This window comes from Paenibacillus sp. 4624 (assembly GCF_050435065.1).
GTDB lineage: Bacteria > Bacillota > Bacilli > Paenibacillales > Paenibacillaceae > Paenibacillus > Paenibacillus amylolyticus_D.
On the sequence record NZ_JBNDJR010000002.1, the window covers coordinates 455,798 to 472,461 of the forward strand.

Below are 16,664 nucleotides of genomic sequence, written 5' to 3' on the forward strand. Positions count from 1 at the left end.
ATAAACTTACAAGACAGATATCGTGGATCGAAGCGTTTTTTCAGATCTGTTCGGTGAGAAAAGAGGTTACAGGCACCAGGATGATTCTCTTGTACTTCTGTGGTGTTAAACATATAAGTATAGTTTGTGACAATCGTTCGGATTCCCCGGCAGACCCCTGCATGTGAATTAACATTCTGATCGGTGAATTTAATATAGCAGCCAAGACAAACAAAGAGGGGTTGGATCATGGGGACGGTAGAAGGCGTTAACCAAGGCTTCTATGAAAATATTGAAGAAGCAGCGTCCCACATTGTGGACGTATTAAGTGGCATATTAAGAGTGAATACCATCTTCGTAGCTACGAATGATGGAGTGACCAATTTCATTCTGGAAGCCTTCAACCGCAAGGAAGAATTGATTGTCAAAGGGACTGCACTTCCGTTTATGGAATCTTACTGCAGCCTGGTCTTGAGAGACAATAACAGTGTCGTCACCATTTCGGAGACCACCGGGCATTCTGTGACACGATTAATGGATGTCACGGGTGGACTGGGAAATCGATTTTTCGTGGGAGTACCTATTGTACGTAGAACAGGTGAAGCCTTCGGAACGATATGCATAATGGACGATCCAGGATATAAGATCAGTGAAACCGATATGAAGACGCTGAAAGCCATGGCTGTATTTCTGGGATACGTTGTCGACTTGGAGAGTGCGTTGCACGTTCAGGAGCAGAGACTTAGCGATTCAGAACAGCTACAAGAGAAATTACAGGCGGAGAAGGAACGTGCTGAATCCGAGGCCATGACCAAGACACAAATGCTCAAACTGATGAGTCATGAGATTCGTAATCCGCTGAACGGCATTTTGGGATTAACGGATCTGATGCGGACACCCGATATGTCGGAGGAACAAGCTGAGTATGTGAATATGATTGAAACGAGCGGTAATATTCTGCTTTCACTGCTCAACAACATGATGAACTTTAACATCAATGAGGCAGGGAAAACAGTTATTCATGATGATCCCTTTGATTTGGTCAGCACCATTGAGAACACCGTCTATCTCTATGCCGGAACAGCCGCAAGCAAAAAGATAGAACTGGGATTAAACCTGAATCTGAATGTATCGCAAGTTTTCATTGGTGATGAGATCAAGATTGGCCAGATGTTGGGCCATGTAATGCAATACGCAATAGATTCGACTCGGGAAGGTGCTGTGCTGGTGACAGCAGAGATGAGGGGCGAGGAAACAGAGGATACAAGTCGTCTCTTGCTACGGGTTAGATACACGGGGCAGCTGTTATCCGAAAACCGTTTGCGGACCTCTACTGCCAAACTGGACACGATCAGTACGGAGAAACTGATTGGCAGCAATCTCGGGCTAGCAGTCAGCCAGAATCTGGCCATTCTGATGCATGGTCGTATTCAGGTGAACAGTCCGCAAGGTGACGAAACAGAGTTCCAGATCTCATTGCCATTACGTAGATATTGGGATTTGCCGCAAATCACAAGTGTGCAACAACGTTTGAAAGCCAAAAAAGTGCTGCTCGCCAAAGATCCTGATATTTTGCAGGGGGTATCCTCCTTGATGCGAAGATGGGAGATGGATGTGTGCATGACTTCGGGTTCAGCTACCGCATATGAGTGGATCGAGGAAGGTTACAAGCCGGATGTGGCTGTTGTAGATCTGGGCTTGCGTGAGGGCATTACAGTCGATTTCGTGATTGCGCTGAAACAGCAGATTGAAGCCTTGCCTGTCATTGTGCTCGTTCCATATGGGATGCATATGGATATTCAGCAGACGGAGGTCTTTGATGCCGTGCTGACAAAGCCAGTTCGGCAGACTGAGCTTTTAAATGCACTGAGTATTATTTTGCCATAAAAATTTGTCCATGATCTGTATATGTCACCTAAGCTAATCCCCTTATTGAATTTTAGAAGAACATGCTTTCTGTTGAAGTTAAAAAGAGGCATGTTTCTATTCGAGTTAAGAAGATGAATATCTCTACCAAGGTTACCAAAGGCACATCACATCGCGGTGTGCCTTTTTTGCGTATTTTCCCGAGATTCTATTTATATGTCTTTCCATTTGTTCAGGTTGGGTTACAATAACATATGGAACTTAACTTCATCATTTCTACATTCTGAGGAGGACATGCATTCATGGATTATCGCAGGTTGGGTGGAAGCGGACTGAAAGTAAGTGAGATTAGCTTAGGTAGCTGGTTGACGTACGGAGGATATGTGGAACGTGAAAATGCAGTGAAATCAATTGAAACGGCATTTGATGAAGGCATTAACTTTTTTGATACAGCCAATGCTTATGAGAGGGGCGCTGCCGAAGTATTGCTTGGCCAAACATTGAAAGCGTACTCACGGAGCTCTTACGTGCTTGCAACGAAAGTGTTTAACAAAATGGGTGATGGTCCTAACGATCACGGATTGTCCCGCAAACATATTATGGAGCAGTGTGAGGCCAGCTTGAATCGCCTTGGCACTGATTATGTCGATATCTACTATTGCCATCGTTATCATCAGGAGACACCGATTGAGGAGACTCTTCGTGCACTGGACGATCTGGTGCGCCATGGTAAAGTGTTGTATGTAGGTGTAAGCCAGTGGACAGCGGCTCAGATGGAAGCTGCGCTAGGCACAGCAGATCGTCTGTTGCTGGATCGCATTGTCGTGAATCAACCGGTATATAATATGTTTGATCGGTATATTGAGAGCGAGATCATTCCTTTGGGTGAACGCAAAGGCATCGGACAGGTTGTTTATTCTCCGCTTGCACAAGGTCTGCTAACAGGGAAGTATACATCTGTCTCTGATATTCCCGAGAATAGCCGTGCAGCCAAGCTTGGCTGGGATGAAGGGAAAATCAACGCAGATCGTATCGGCAAAGTACGCCAATTGGTCGAAGTTGCAGACAAGCTGAACCTGAAGGTGGGACAACTGGCGCTGGCCTGGATCTTGCGGCAAAATAATGTTTCCAGTGCTCTTGTTGGAGCGAGCCGTCCGGAACAGGTTAAAGAAAATGCTGCAGCTTCTGGAATTAAGCTGGATGCTGGTGTTATTGCAGAGATTGAACAAATTTTGGCCTGACTCGTTGTCTAGAGGGAACTGTAAGAACTTCATTTGATTAATGTATAGGAAAGGGATGTCCACTTGCCTTGGTTGAGGCAGGTGAGACATCCCTTTTGCACGTTAAGACTTTTCATCATTTCAAAATGGATCGGTATCTACAACCGTGATATTGCGGGGCGATAGAGAGCATACCTTGTTGCGTCCCGTATTTTTAGCTTCATACAGCGCCCGATCAGCTTGGTCAAACAGGTCGTTGTCATCATGGTCATCACAGTGATCAGGGTAAACGGCTACACCAATGGAGATGGTGAGCTTTACGTTCTGCCCGTCTGGCAAGATGAAAAGAGATCGGGCCACGGCTTTCCGCACAGATTCTGCAATAGCCATGGATTGATGATATCCGCAATCGAGCAATAAAATTGCAAATTCTTCTCCACCGTTACGGGAAACAAGATCCGTGGAACGCGCATGTTCGACAAGCAATTGCCCAAGCTGCTTCAATACCGCATCTCCAGCAGAGTGACCAAACGTATCATTTACCTTTTTGAATCGATCAATATCAATAACCAGCAAGGAAAGCTTCTGATGATACTGCTTTGCATGCTGAAGCTCAGACTGGAGAGACTGTTCGAATTGCCGCCGATTGCTCAGGTCCGTCAGATGGTCTGTGGAGGCTCGGCGTTCCAGCATAAATAACATCTCGTTGGATCTATTGATAAATTCCGCGATGAAATATATGAAAAGGCCGCCGGCAAAGGCGATAGTCATCTGTATGGGATATACTTTCATCAATGTATTCATGCTGGGCGTGTTCATCAATAGCACAATAAATATCAGGGCCATGCCTACGAGATTCATGGTGATAATTTTGGTTAATCTGGACCACGATGCGTAGGCAAAGTACACACCAGCCAGCCCGAGTAGTACCATGATGAATGCTGCATCAATGGCAGCTGAGGTAATACCAAACATAACGATACGAAGGATGGCAATGATGACTCCGGTAATCACCGAAGCGAGTCCGCCAAGATATACGGCTGCAGTTACCACAGCCAAATGCCGCAGATCTACAATGGTACTGTCATTGATATGGAAAGAATAATTCATAAGCACTGTACCGTATAGACCGAATAAAAAGCCACCGACTAGCTGAACGCGAAGCGAGGGAAAAGGCAAACGAATGCTGTAGTATTTGGCGATTATTCCTGACAGGTACAGAAAGGAAATGATCACACAGAGATTGACAAAAAACGTGCTTAACAACCAGCATCCCCCCTTTTACGCACATCCCTCTATTTTATCTGAAAAACGTTGTGGGAGCGAACCATATAATCCCAAATGTTTGAAGGGTTTGGTTTTAATGCGCTATAAAAATTCCAAAACATAGCCGGATGGGACAATGTTGACTTCCCTATGCATTAAGATTTATACTTAATCTAAATCAAAATGGATTTTGATATGAAAAAGCTAAAGCGAACGTAATGTTCGAGATGTATATACAATTGAAATCAGTAAAAAAGGGGACTTGGTTGTGAAAACGTTAAATCTGACGATACAACGGCAAGCGGTGTATGATGTCGTACGTAAATCAGAAGACCATCCAACAGCTGCCGATGTAATGAATCGGCTCGTGGAACAGGGGTATAATCTGGCTTATGGCACCGTATATAATTCTCTTCGCTATTTAACAGACAAAGAGCTGATCAGGGAGCTTAAACTTGGCGAAACAGCAAGCCGATATGACGCCCGGATGGATGATCACCAGCATATTATGTGTGAGGTATGCGGTAAAGTGGACGAGGTGATGACAGAAGTTCCTCCACAATGGATGAAGCAGGTAGCGGCAGAAACCGGTTATTCAATAGATCATGCACATGTGGTATTTGGAGGTGTCTGCGGGGAATGCAAAACCAAACGGGTCAAGTAAAAGTGAAATGGTCAGGCCGCCGTTTGCCGCTTCGGGTCAAACCTGCGCTGGCAGATTCAGGAACGGCACCTCTCGTGGACAACTGCCCGATAACCAGACGTGTCATTCTGATCAGCCCGATGCCGGGTCAGGTGCATGAACTGGTGAAGGCTCTGACAGATAGCTGTTTTGACGTACTTGTGTTCCATCGCTGGGAACCGGATCTCCATGAACGCCTTGTTTTTGATCTACTGATCTATGACCTCTCGGTTGCCGGAACGATTGATGCATTCACAGGAATCCACAGCCGGTTGAACCGCGAGGCAGAGCATACGACACCTTGTCTCTACTTGGTGGGGGAGAAGATGATTGGCAGTGCAAGCGGACCGATGCTTCAGGAGGAGTTGCTTGTATGGCCTGCACGCCCGCAGGAGGCGCTATATCGGGTACAACGCATGATTGGCAGCAGTCCTGTGATGCCCAAGCGAGCTTTTTTACCAGAAGAGGGACAGCGAATCGGATTCAAAGACTTGGTGCTGGATCGGGAACGCATGAGTGTGCAGCGTGATCAGGATCGCATTCATCTGACCAAGACGGAGTATGATCTGCTGCTCAAGCTGATTGATGCCAAAGGTGCAGTCATCTCGCGTGAAGAGATGCTTAGTGATATCTGGGAGACTGATTTTACAGGCGGAAGCAATGTGGTAGATGTTCATATCAAAAGCTTGCGCAAAAAATTGGGCGATAATGCGTCGTCCCCGCAGTATATCGTAACGGTAAGAGGCGTAGGCTACCGATTGGCGGATTAAGTATATGCGAAAAATAGTAGTCAGAGCTGATGATCTAAGCACATGACTGCGTACAGCAAAAAAAATAATGGAGGAGCAGTCACTACTGTGCCACTGATTATGCTCATCCAGGGTGAAATATGACGTAGACCGTTATCGGTCTGCGTTTTTTTGTGATTTCCAGTATCATATGAAGCCCCCTTCGTATTCTTCATGTGTAATTCATTTTTCGTCCAGACAACCTCATCCTAAACTCATGGGAACCTCATGCAACGAAGGAATAGGACATGTTAGAATCAATTTAACAGTTAGATCAAGTCTAAATGTATATTTGAGCGAACAACGAATATGATTGGAATTAGTAGATAGATACAGCAGACATGAGACCCATTATAAGGAGGACGACAGGATGACAGATCGTTTGACAACTAACCAGGGAGCACCGGTAGGAGATAATCAAAATTCGCGCACAGCAGGTAGAAGAGGGCCAACCTTGTTGGAGGATTACCACCTGATCGAGAAAATCGCCCATTTTGACCGTGAGCGCATTCCTGAACGCGTTGTCCATGCAAGGGGTGCAGGGGCACATGGGGTGTTCAAGCTGGAGCAGAGCATGAAGGCATACACGACAGCTGATTTCCTGCAAGAGCCGGGCACAGAAACCGATGTGCTTGTACGGTTTTCAACCGTTATTCATGGTACGGGTTCTCCGGAGACCGCACGTGATCCTCGCGGGTTTGCTGTTAAATTTTATACACGTGAAGGCAACTACGACATTGTGGGAAACCATCTGCCTGTTTTCTTCATTCGTGATGCAATTAAATTTCCGGATATGGTGCACTCTCTCAAACCGGCTCCAGATACCAACATTCAAGATCCGGCACGATATTGGGATTTCATGACCCTCTCCCCGGAATCAACTCATATGATGACCTGGTTGTTCTCTGATCTGGGAACGCCTGCGAGTTACCGGGAAATGGATGGTTTCGGGGTACACGCATTTAAATGGATCAATGCCCAAGGCGAAGTTCACTATGTAAAATACAAATGGGAATCGGTTCAAGGGGTTCGCGCTTTCTCACGTCAGGAAGCTGCTGAAGTTCAGGGGCAGGATTTCAACCATGCAACACGTGATCTGCATGAACATATCAAGAATGGTGATTTTCCGCAGTGGAAGCTGCAAGTACAGTTGCTGAAGCCGGAGCAGATGGATGATTTCTCTTTTGATCCGCTCGACCCAACCAAAACATGGCCTGAGGATGTACTGCCGTTCCAGACGGTAGGGACCATGACATTGAATCGTAATCCTCAGAATTTCTTCGCGGAAGTGGAGCAGGCCGCATTTTCACCAAGCGCCGTTGTGCCAGGCATTGAGCCGTCTGAAGATAAATTGTTGCAGGGTCGTCTGTTCTCTTACCCGGATACACAGCGGCACCGTCTTGGAACTAACTATCTTCAAATTCCAGTGAACTGCCCGTATGCACCTGTGCGCAATCATCAGCGTGACGGACTCATGAACGTGAACCAAGACCCATCTCCCGTAAATTATGAGCCTAACAGCTCAGGTAACAGTCCACAGGAAGATCCGGCTTATCGGGAAACTCGTGTTCCATTACAGGGGCACGTCACACGAGAAAAGATTGAGAAAACAGATGATTACACGCAGGCAGGGGAACTGTTCCGTTCCTTCACACCAGAAGAACAGCAACATCTGCTGGACAATCTGACGAATGATCTCAAAGCCGTACCGGTAGATATCCAGATGCGAGCATTATGCCACTTCTTCCGCGCTGACGGGCAGCTGGGTGGTCGACTGGCTCATGGCTTGGGTGTAGATATCTCTACGCATATGCCAAAATAAAGCGAGAGCACGTGTCGATGCGAGAACTTCCCGCATCTCACGCAATCAGATAGCTGGTTTTTATGCCAGCTTGGCAAAGGTCATTTACGAACCGGGTATGACTGCGATTTTGCAGAATATCCCGGTTTTCTTATGTTATTTTATACACAAATGAAAAACATTTTTACAAATCATTTACATAAAATACCTGACATAGAGGTTGACTTCTCATTTCTGGACACTACAATGGGTAGTGTGAGGGGTGTCAGAATATGAGAATACTCAATTTCAAAGTAGGCGAGCGTGGACTGAATCGTTTTTTTGGACCGCTCGAGGCCAAGATTATGGAAGTATTGTGGGCTCGTCCCGGCAGCAGCATCCGTGAAGTACAGACGGCACTGGAACAAGACAAAGACGTAAATTTCAATACGGTTATGACTGTGATGAATCGGTTGGTGGATAAGGGATTACTCGGCAAAACACAGAAGGGCCGCACATCGCTGTACCGGCCGGTACAAAGCAGGGAGGACTTTATGAACGATCAATCCAAGGAACTGTCCCAGGAATTGGTGGATGAATTCGGAACACTGGCAGTGAATCACATGCTGGATGCGTTAGATGAAGCCGATGAAGGCTTGATTGAACGTCTCGAAATGAAGATTAAGCAGTGGAAAAAGGATAACGATTAATATGTGGAAGACCCGTTCCAAGATTTTGTTCACCGTCGGGTTGGGTATTCCGGTACTCGTGCTCATGCAGATGCTCATGTATGCGATGTACAAAATATTTGGATGGGACATCCGGTTGAATCTGCTATGGCTGTGCAACCACTGGATGAGTCGTATGGGGTGGATGTCTGTAGGTCAGTTCCTGTTGCTTCTGGTTTTGCTGACTTTCGCTGGTACAGGCTGGATGTTGATTACACGAATTATCCAGACGCGTGCCGCGGTAACCAAGCTCCGCTCCATGGAGATTCGCGCTTGGTCAGAAGAATTGAATGCAAGGTACAGGCATCTGAAGAAACCCCGATTTCTCGTTGTGGACAAGCCTTCTCCGGTTGCCTTTACCATCGGGTTATGGCGCCCTTGCATCGTACTTTCCACAGGACTACTCCGTATGCTGGATACGGATGAAGAGAAGGCTGTCGTGTATCATGAGGTTCATCATCTGTGGCATCGAGATCCACTGAAAACAACATTGCTCTCGGTATTTGCTACGATGATGCCGTATATCCCTGTGCTGAAGCATACGTCACAGCAATATCGCATCGTCAGAGAGATTTTAGCAGATAACGAAGCTATTGAACGTACGGGTAATGCCGCCGGTATTGGCAGTGCACTCTTGAAACTGCTCCGCGCCTGCACGCCATCTGGGGAAGGAAGAACGATGACGATTCAGTCCTCATTTGCCGATACGTCGGTGAATGTGCGCATTTCCCGTCTGCTCGACCCTGAACGTGATGTTACACTGCGCTTACCGCGATATGCCATTCTAATCTCTGTAACGGTGTTTCTGTTATTGTCTGTTCTGTTTGTATGGTCGATTGGATAGAAAACGACCAAGAATCAAGCAATCCATAAGGACTAAAATTATGAATGAAATGGGGAGATACATGATGAATAACAAAACCGTTGAAATTGGACTTTTTTTCTCAAGGATTATGATCGGACTCATTTTTCTATTACATGGCTGGAGTAAGTTCGAGGGTGGAATTAGCGGTACGGTTGGTTTCTTCGAAAGTATAGGCATTCCCGGTTTTATGGCATCTGTTGTTGCAGTCATTGAACTGGCAGGTGGCGCGGCCATGATCTTGGGCCTGGGTACACGTGTGTTTGCCTTGTTGTTCATCGCGGTTATGGTTGGTGCAGTGTTCACAGCCAAGGCGGGTCAGCCGTTTTTAATGGGAACAGAGTTCGACTACATGCTGATGGCAGGATCATTGACTCTTCTCCTGACAGGCAGTCGTTTTCTGGCGCTGGATTATCTGTTTAACCGGCAAGGAGCTACACGTCAGAACAGTCAACAAAATGTGAGTGCTTGATCTGTATTTAGGGAATGTGTCATACCATGTTGAGTATAATCAAAAGCATGCTCTAAAGAACCAAAGAAAAGTGTAACGGAAAGTATAGAAGTGCAGCATAATTTCTGCGACCAAGCTCTTTGCTTGCCGTCCGATGAGGTAACGTGATTGCCGGATCGGACGGACGGGTAAAGAGTTTTTTTGGTTTGGACGTAATAGCTTTACTTTTGATATAATGAAAATAAGTATGCTACTAAGAAAAAATAAGAAGATTTCACATGAACGATAACCAATTAGAGGAGGATGCGCGATATGATTAAAGTCATTCCATCCGAAGCACGTTCCAGTTTTGATCGGGGCTGGTTGCGCGGTAGTCACAGCTTTTCTTTTGGGGAGTATCAGAACCCGGACAATACAGCTTTTGGACCCATGCGGGTAGCTAACGATGATGTCATCGCACCAGGTCGCGGTTTTGGGGCACATCCACACAGTGATATGGAGATTGTATCCATCGTGCTGCATGGCAAGCTGAGACATGAAGATAGTCTGGGTAACGTTGCCGTAACAGGCTTTGGCGGCATTCAGCGCATGTCGGCAGGAAGCGGCGTCATTCATACGGAACATAATGCCTCAGATACCGAGGAGGTTAGACTCCTCCAGTTGTGGTTTATGCCACATACGAAAGGGCTGCAGCCATCTTACGAAACGACTTCTTTTGATACAGCTGCTCTGGAAGGAGCTCTTGTTCCTGTAGCATCATCCGAGGGTGGGCCACGGATCGCCATGGTTCATCAAGACATGACGATATACCTTGGGCGGTTGTCGAAGGGGAAGACGCTTGATTTTGAACAGAACGAAGGTCGCCGTATGTACATTTTCTCCATTGAGGGCAAGCTTGGCTTGCAGAATGAACATGTGCTGCATACAGGAGATACCGCACGTGTGGAGCAGACCTCTTCCATGAAGCTGGAAGGGCATGAGGATACGTTTTATATGTTGATTGATCTGCCTTGATTAAGAAATAAACTCCCACTCCAAGATCAAAGGAGGAACGATACGTATGGCACAGCAGGAATGGTTTATGGTAAAACATGGGGTAACCGGGCGTGGACTGGCGAACAGCAAGACGGATGCAGAGTTATCTTATCGCTTTCAGCGGGAAGGAACAGGATACCTGTTCACTGTAACGGGACTTGATGAACAGACCGCCTTGAAGATTATCGAGCTGAGACAGGAATTAAACGTATTTCGTTTCATACAGCGCAAAGATCACCCTCTCACAAAGCACTGGTATTATGTTGATGGCGACCGCGTAAACTATGACAATGAGCGACATACACTCACCATCTATGCCAAGTCAGAAATTCAATATATACCTGATGACTATTTTGCAGACTAACCGATCAGGACGAGCGTAAGATCTAGGCTTGTTATTCTGTTCATGGTGTAAGTATTGATTTAAATGTATGGTTCAGTTTTCAAGTTGATCGTTTCGATCGTTAAGTCTTCCCTTGAGGAAGGCTTTTTTTTGTAAAAAAAGACCACATAATTCCCTGCCTTCTGGCACAAGCTACCTTGTATAAAAACCAAGAATGGAGGGGCGGCATATGGAAGGTAAATCATCAAAGGGTAACGATAAGTCCAAAACTTCAGCATCAACCAATGACAGTAGTAAATATGTACCCTTGGGACTGCCGTCCCCACCTATTCTGAAGCAACCAATCAGTGCCAACCACACAAATCAAATTCAGGCATTAAAAGAAATCTTCTCGAATTCCTCAGACGTGGTGTTCCGCAATGTCATGATCACACCGGAGGTGCAGGGACTCCTCGTATACGTTGAGGGGATCGTGAATTCAGCCGATATTCAGGAGCATATGCTGCGCCCTCTTATTCGGGGGCTGATCCAGCAACGTACAGACGAGCCGGATGTACCTATTGATGATACACGGATTGAGTTAACTCAAGTAAAGCGGGTTCAGACCTGGGCTGCTGCGACCGAGGGCATCCTTGCCTCATCAGCACTACTGGTTATGGACGGAGAAGCTGAAGCCTGGCTGTTTAATGTCAAAGGTGGTGTAAGAAGGGGCGTAGAGGAGCCGCAGACAGAGTCGGTCATCCGGGGGCCACGGGAGGGATTTACGGAGACACTGCGGGTTAATACAGCGTTGTTACGTTTCAAAATGAAGACGCCAGCACTCAAAATGGTGAGTATGACGCTTGGCTCCGATACCAAGACGGATGTCGTTTTGGCCTACCTGGAAGGGGTCGCTGATCCCCAATTGATTCAGGATGTTAAAAAGCGTCTGGAGAAAATTGAAATAGACGGTGTTCTGGAGAGCGGTTATATCGAGGAGCTTATTGAGGATAACCCGAATTCTCCGTTTCCACAGATGCACTATTCGGAGCGCCCGGATACGGTTGCCGCGAATCTGCTGGAAGGTCGGTTCTCCATCATGGTGGACGGCACACCGTTTGCATTGATTGCACCTGTAACGATGTGGCAGATGTTACAGGCGAGTGAAGATTATTATGAACGGTTCTTCATTACAAATTTAATCCGTTGGATACGCTTTTTATTTGTGTTTATTGCATTGTTTCTGCCAGCTCTGTATATCGCGATTACGACCTTCCATCAGGACATGCTTCCAACCACTCTGATTCTCAGCATTGCCGGTGCTCGGGAAGCCATCCCTTTCCCGGCACTCATCGAAGCGCTCATTATGGAATTATCTTTTGAAGCGCTGCGGGAGGCCGGGGTCAGGTTACCCAAAACGGTGGGGCAAGCTGTCAGTATCCTTGGTGCCCTTGTTATTGGTCAAGCTGCGGTGCAGGCAGGCATTGTGTCTGCCCCGATGGTTATTATCGTATCGATGACGGGCATTGCATCCTTCACCATTCCGCGCTTTAATTTTGCCATTACCGTAAGGCTGTTGCGTTTTCCAATCATGCTTCTGGCAGGCATGTTAGGGTTATACGGGATTGTCATTGGTCTGGTGATGATCTCCGTGCATCTCACACAAATGACGTCATTTGGTGTGCCGTATCTGTCAGGGGTGAGCCCATACCATAAGAAGGATACGAAAGATATTCTAGTTCGGGTACCTTGGTGGAAAATGATCAATCGCCCTTCAACCGTGCACCGGGATCGCAAACGTATGGCTAGAGATATTAATGGTTCGCCAGAAGCAGAGGAAGGATGGTGAGTCCATGCGGTGTTTGATTAGATATAAGGCTATCGTAGCGTTGATCCTGTGTACTTGCCTGCTTTCGGGCTGCTGGGATCGTGAAGAGATCAATGATATTGCCTTTGTAATCGGGATTGCTGCTGATAAAGAAGGTGATGAATACCGATCCAGTCTGCAGATTGCCCTTCCTGGACAGTCAGGGGCATCGGGTAGTGAAGGAGGCGGTGGAGGAACGAGCGGTGACAAACCATGGTTTATCCTCTCCAACACGGCTCGTACCCTACGCGGGACGACGCTTGAGGGTCAGAAGTCAATCTCTCGTCGCATTTATTATGCACATCGCCGTACCATCCTTATTGGTGAAGAACTGGCACGTGACGGTGTTGCCCCGATGCTTGATCTGTTCACCCGATATCCCCTTAATCGGTTATCAGCACTTCCTGTTGTTACAAGAGGTGAAGCACATAAGGTCATGGACACAGATGCACCGATTGAGAAGTTCCCTTCCGAGATGGTGCGAGAACTATGTTTTCTTAATATGAGGAATCCAAGATCCCTTAAAACGTTTATAGACTCCATTCTAGATGAAGGGGTTGATCCTTTTCTGCCGATCGCATCTGTTTCGGACAGTGTACCTCAGGGTTGGAAAGGCGCTGTGACCAATATTAAACTGGACGGATTAGCTATTTTCAAAAAAGACAAGCTGGTGGGCATGATGGACAAGGCTCCGGCTGATGCATTGATTCTTGCGATGGGCGAAGCGAATGAACCCGAGGTCATGATTAAGGCCCCGCGCGGAGAAGGAGATTTGTTCATTAAATTAAACGAGAACAATTCGTCCCTCCACCCCAAGATTGTGAATGGCAAAGTGAGTGTAACCATTCAGATGTATGCCAAGGGTGTGCTTGTGGACAATGAATCGGATTATGGTGACAGGCGCGAGAAGGAGATTTTGAATCTGAATGAGGCCGTGCACCGGAAGATCAAAGAGGATATTGAGGAAGGTGTAAGGTTGGTTCAAAAGAAATTTAAAGCGGATATTATCGGCATCGGACGTTCCATCCATAGGCAGTTACCCAAGGAATGGGACAAGATTAAAGATCGCTGGGAGGTTATCTATCCGCAGGTTCAAGTAAGTGTGGAACCGCATGTCATTATTGAGAATGTGGGTATTGTCAATAAACCGATCGGAGTCGTAGAGGAGGACATCGTGCATGATTAAACCGCTGCTGTACACCTATCTGGCAATGGTGATTGGGGTGCTAATTATGGATTTCAGGCATCTGAAACAAGCGGCACCCATTAATCGCTGGTTGTCTTATGGAATCATTGTGCTTGGAATAGGCATCTGGTTCTATGTTACAACGTTGAACAAAACCGTATTTGTATCGGTATGGATGAGTCATGTTATTCAACGTCTACTGCCCATGCCTTGATGATGTGGCATATGGCATCGTGATATACAAGAAATAGGTACGGAAGGAGGTACAGGATGAATCAGAAGGTAACGCACAGGCAGATGGTCTTGATGCTCATGTTGCTTAGTATTACGGGGACACTGCTGCAACCTCATGCACAAGCCATCTTTTATGCAGAGCAGCATGCTTATCTTTGCTACATACCCGTTGTTCTGATTATGCTTACATCGATGTGGATGCTCAGTCGTGTTCAGCGGCGTTTTCCAGATAAGGATCTGTTTGAATCGTTAGTGACGCGATTTCCCTTTCTCGGAAGAGTAGCCGGATTGATGTACATCGCGTTTTTCTTCTTTGTATTTGCGAGAGATATTCGGCTAACAGGGGACTATGTAAGTATCACATTGCTGGAGACAACACCGATATCGATTATCGTACTCTCTCTGCTTGTCATGGCTATATTTATCGTCCGGGGAGGGCTAGGTTCCCTGATTGGCATGGTGGAGTTGTATGTAGTGCTCTTTTTGCTAAACTCCATCATCGTGCCGTTTATGCTGATTCAGCAGATCGATCTGGATAACCTAAAGCCCTATTTCGATGTTGACTTTGCAGGTGTGGGGACGGGAAGTTGGTATCTCTTCTCGTTTTATGGAGAGATGATTGTTTTACCCTTTGTGATCAAGGGAAGTGACTTCCGAGTAAAATCCATTCTCACAGGTAATATTGTCACAGGATTGCTCATGATGCTTATTGTCATTGAAACGATCACTTCCATCGGTGTACCGATTGCTTCAAGACTTGTGTATCCATCGTATGAGCTGGCAAGACAGCTACAGATTAGTGACTTTCTAGACCGATTCGACTTGGCGCTTGCGGCAGCAACCTTGCCATGTATCATTACCAAGATTGCGTTTGATCTGTATTTTGTGTGTTGGGGTTTGAAACGCATGATTCCCAAAGTATCTGGGAAAGTATTGACCGGACCGATTGCGTTGCTGGGTTTTGTGTGTGCCTTCTGGTTTTTCCGCAATGCGATCCAGCTAAATCGATTTACTCGTGAATGGACATGGATTGCCATTGTATTTGAGGTGATATTTCCAATCGTTTTTTTTCTGTTCCTCCGTCCGCGCAAAAAGAAAGCTCAATATGCCCCGAACCCCGAATCGGGAGAGAGGGCATCCAGAGGCAAACAGCAGGAAGGAGAACAGAAGCAGGAGCAGGCATCTGGTGAATCAGATCATTCTGAAGGGAAGTCAGAAGAGAAGTCTGGTGAAAAGTCAGCGGAAAAGTCTATAGAGAAGAAAGGTAAAACATCACATGGCGGCGGAAATTTGCAACCTTCCTGATGAAAATCATAAAAAATCGTTATAGCTAATGAGGCCGGAAAGCAAGCAGACGTGGTTTCCCTCCGTACAAGTAGCCTGTATACTGTAGTCAGATTGATGAACTTTCGGCTTAATAAACGGGGGGAACATGAATGGCTCAACATTTGGCAGGGGTACGCGTCGCTTTAACCGGTCCGCGGAAGTCCAAAGAGATGTCTTTATTGGTGGAGAAAATGGGTGGAATCCCGCTTGTGCGTCCTGCACAAGGCACGGTATTTCTGGATGATCGTAACATTCGAGATGGACTGGTTTCCTGGATTTCTGATCCGCCGGATTGGGCAATTTTTACAACGGGTATGGGACTAGATGCTTTGTTCGACATGGCTGAGGACATGGATGTAGCCGGACAACTTCGAAATGTATTGGCTGAATCATGTATTGCAGCCCGAGGATACAAAACAGTGAATGCACTCAAGAAACTGAAGTTGACTCCTCTGGTACGAGATGATGATGGTAGTACAGACGGATTGATTCGGGAATTTGGCTCACATGATCTGGCAGGTAAAAAGGTGATGTTACAGCTTCATGGGGAAACGGCTCCTAAACTGGTCCGCTGGTTAGAAGAACAGGGGGCTGTGGTACGACAGGTGTTGCCGTATCGTCACGTACCGCCGGAAGAGGCAGAGCTGGAGCAACTGCTGAATGAGATCATTCAGCATAAGCTGGAGGCTGTAGCTTTTACAAGTGGGCCGCAAGTTCGATTCTTAACGGAATATGCAACTTCCCAAGGCAAGCTGCAGCAGATGCTGACGGCCTTTAAAGAAGGAGTAGTCCCAGCCTCAGTTGGTAAAGTTACGGCGAATGCCATGCGTGAGGAAGGCATTGAAGCGCTGGTTGTGCCGCAAGAGGAGAAGATGGGAGCGCTCATCGTTGAACTGGGACGTTACTTTGCTGCGAATCCGGTGGGTGTCCGGGAAGAATAATAAAGAGAGCATTCATAGGGCAAGAGATGCCCGAAGTGGCTCTATTCTGTAATGATATGTAAAGGTTCTGATCCGTTTACGGATCGGGATCTTTTTTTCATTTTTATCCAAAATTAATGTAGAGGACAATC

Annotated in this window: 16 protein-coding genes; 15 read left to right on the forward strand and 1 reads right to left on the reverse strand. The window is 46.6% G+C overall.

Annotated features, from left to right (window positions below; all coding sequences use genetic code 11):
• Nucleotides 1-228: 228 nt before the first annotated feature.
• A complete protein-coding gene (locus ABIE27_RS06385; protein ID WP_123064143.1) occupies nucleotides 229-1,866 on the forward strand; it encodes an ATP-binding response regulator in 1,638 nt (545 codons plus the stop codon).
• A gap of 281 nt (nucleotides 1,867-2,147) precedes the next feature.
• Nucleotides 2,148-3,086 (forward strand): aldo/keto reductase family protein, encoded by a 939-nt coding sequence (locus ABIE27_RS06390; RefSeq protein WP_123064144.1) that lies wholly within the window; start codon nucleotides 2,148-2,150, stop codon nucleotides 3,084-3,086.
• Nucleotides 3,087-3,206: 120 nt separating this feature from the next.
• Here ABIE27_RS06390 and ABIE27_RS06395 read toward each other — a convergent pair whose 3' ends face one another.
• Nucleotides 3,207-4,331 (reverse strand): GGDEF domain-containing protein, encoded by a 1,125-nt coding sequence (locus ABIE27_RS06395; RefSeq protein ID WP_123064145.1) that lies wholly within the window; start codon nucleotides 4,329-4,331, stop codon nucleotides 3,207-3,209.
• Between the two features lie 268 nt (nucleotides 4,332-4,599).
• On the opposite strand from ABIE27_RS06395, the gene ABIE27_RS06400 reads away from it, so the two are divergent.
• The 13 genes from ABIE27_RS06400 (at nucleotide 4,600) to ABIE27_RS06460 (ending at nucleotide 16,533) form a co-directional block, all read left to right on the forward strand.
• Nucleotides 4,600-4,995: a Fur family transcriptional regulator gene (locus ABIE27_RS06400; RefSeq protein ID WP_090924136.1), complete on the forward strand. Its 396-nt coding sequence runs from the start codon at nucleotides 4,600-4,602 to the stop codon at nucleotides 4,993-4,995.
• Nucleotides 4,971-5,783 (forward strand): winged helix-turn-helix transcriptional regulator, encoded by an 813-nt coding sequence (locus ABIE27_RS06405; protein ID WP_123064146.1) that lies wholly within the window; start codon nucleotides 4,971-4,973, stop codon nucleotides 5,781-5,783. The genes ABIE27_RS06400 and ABIE27_RS06405 overlap by 25 nt, the downstream gene beginning before the upstream one ends.
• 388 nt (nucleotides 5,784-6,171) lie before the next feature.
• Nucleotides 6,172-7,623, forward strand: coding sequence for a catalase (locus ABIE27_RS06410; RefSeq protein ID WP_429350139.1), 1,452 nt, complete (start codon nucleotides 6,172-6,174; stop codon nucleotides 7,621-7,623).
• A 251-nt stretch (nucleotides 7,624-7,874) separates the two neighbouring features.
• Nucleotides 7,875-8,291 carry a BlaI/MecI/CopY family transcriptional regulator gene (locus ABIE27_RS06415; RefSeq protein WP_090924139.1) on the forward strand — a complete coding sequence of 139 codons (417 nt, stop codon included), beginning with the start codon at nucleotides 7,875-7,877 and terminating at the stop codon, nucleotides 8,289-8,291.
• A gap of 1 nt (nucleotide 8,292) precedes the next feature.
• Nucleotides 8,293-9,153, forward strand: coding sequence for a M56 family metallopeptidase (locus ABIE27_RS06420; RefSeq protein ID WP_429350140.1), 861 nt, complete (start codon nucleotides 8,293-8,295; stop codon nucleotides 9,151-9,153).
• A 64-nt stretch (nucleotides 9,154-9,217) separates the two neighbouring features.
• Nucleotides 9,218-9,643, forward strand: a complete 426-nt coding sequence (locus ABIE27_RS06425; protein WP_123064149.1) for a DoxX family protein — start codon at nucleotides 9,218-9,220, stop codon at nucleotides 9,641-9,643.
• 291 nt (nucleotides 9,644-9,934) lie between these two features.
• Nucleotides 9,935-10,636, forward strand: coding sequence for a pirin family protein (locus ABIE27_RS06430; RefSeq protein ID WP_429350141.1), 702 nt, complete (start codon nucleotides 9,935-9,937; stop codon nucleotides 10,634-10,636).
• A 46-nt stretch (nucleotides 10,637-10,682) separates the two neighbouring features.
• On the forward strand, nucleotides 10,683-11,021 hold the full coding sequence (locus ABIE27_RS06435; protein ID WP_429350142.1) for a hypothetical protein: 339 nt from the start codon (nucleotides 10,683-10,685) through the stop codon (nucleotides 11,019-11,021).
• A 208-nt stretch (nucleotides 11,022-11,229) separates the two neighbouring features.
• Entirely contained in the window at nucleotides 11,230-12,828 is a 1,599-nt protein-coding gene (locus ABIE27_RS06440) for a spore germination protein (protein ID WP_123064152.1), read from the forward strand.
• 13 nt (nucleotides 12,829-12,841) lie between these two features.
• Nucleotides 12,842-14,032, forward strand: a complete 1,191-nt coding sequence (locus ABIE27_RS06445; RefSeq protein ID WP_429350143.1) for a Ger(x)C family spore germination protein — start codon at nucleotides 12,842-12,844, stop codon at nucleotides 14,030-14,032.
• Nucleotides 14,025-14,246, forward strand: coding sequence for a hypothetical protein (locus ABIE27_RS06450; protein ID WP_123064154.1), 222 nt, complete (start codon nucleotides 14,025-14,027; stop codon nucleotides 14,244-14,246). Before ABIE27_RS06445 ends, ABIE27_RS06450 begins: the two co-directional genes overlap by 8 nt.
• 56 nt (nucleotides 14,247-14,302) lie before the next feature.
• Nucleotides 14,303-15,571 carry a GerAB/ArcD/ProY family transporter gene (locus ABIE27_RS06455; RefSeq protein ID WP_123064155.1) on the forward strand — a complete coding sequence of 423 codons (1,269 nt, stop codon included), beginning with the start codon at nucleotides 14,303-14,305 and terminating at the stop codon, nucleotides 15,569-15,571.
• A 131-nt stretch (nucleotides 15,572-15,702) separates the two neighbouring features.
• Nucleotides 15,703-16,533: a uroporphyrinogen-III synthase gene (locus ABIE27_RS06460; protein ID WP_429350144.1), complete on the forward strand. Its 831-nt coding sequence runs from the start codon at nucleotides 15,703-15,705 to the stop codon at nucleotides 16,531-16,533.
• Nucleotides 16,534-16,664: the final 131 nt, after the last annotated feature.

Bases quoted from the DNA above. Each gene is read 5' to 3' on its own strand.
- ABIE27_RS06385 (WP_123064143.1), top strand. From the start codon at position 229: ATGGGGACGGTAGAAGGCGTTAACCAAGGCTTCTATGAAAATATTGAA.
- ABIE27_RS06390 (WP_123064144.1), top strand. From the start codon at position 2,148: ATGGATTATCGCAGGTTGGGTGGAAGCGGACTGAAAGTAAGTGAGATT.
- ABIE27_RS06405 (WP_123064146.1), top strand. From the start codon at position 4,971: ATGCAAAACCAAACGGGTCAAGTAAAAGTGAAATGGTCAGGCCGCCGT.
- ABIE27_RS06410 (WP_429350139.1), top strand. From the start codon at position 6,172: ATGACAGATCGTTTGACAACTAACCAGGGAGCACCGGTAGGAGATAAT.
- ABIE27_RS06415 (WP_090924139.1), top strand. From the start codon at position 7,875: ATGAGAATACTCAATTTCAAAGTAGGCGAGCGTGGACTGAATCGTTTT.
- ABIE27_RS06420 (WP_429350140.1), top strand. From the start codon at position 8,293: ATGTGGAAGACCCGTTCCAAGATTTTGTTCACCGTCGGGTTGGGTATT.
- ABIE27_RS06425 (WP_123064149.1), top strand. From the start codon at position 9,218: ATGAATAACAAAACCGTTGAAATTGGACTTTTTTTCTCAAGGATTATG.
- ABIE27_RS06430 (WP_429350141.1), top strand. From the start codon at position 9,935: ATGATTAAAGTCATTCCATCCGAAGCACGTTCCAGTTTTGATCGGGGC.
- ABIE27_RS06435 (WP_429350142.1), top strand. From the start codon at position 10,683: ATGGCACAGCAGGAATGGTTTATGGTAAAACATGGGGTAACCGGGCGT.
- ABIE27_RS06440 (WP_123064152.1), top strand. From the start codon at position 11,230: ATGGAAGGTAAATCATCAAAGGGTAACGATAAGTCCAAAACTTCAGCA.
- ABIE27_RS06450 (WP_123064154.1), top strand. From the start codon at position 14,025: ATGATTAAACCGCTGCTGTACACCTATCTGGCAATGGTGATTGGGGTG.
- ABIE27_RS06455 (WP_123064155.1), top strand. From the start codon at position 14,303: ATGAATCAGAAGGTAACGCACAGGCAGATGGTCTTGATGCTCATGTTG.
- ABIE27_RS06460 (WP_429350144.1), top strand. From the start codon at position 15,703: ATGGCTCAACATTTGGCAGGGGTACGCGTCGCTTTAACCGGTCCGCGG.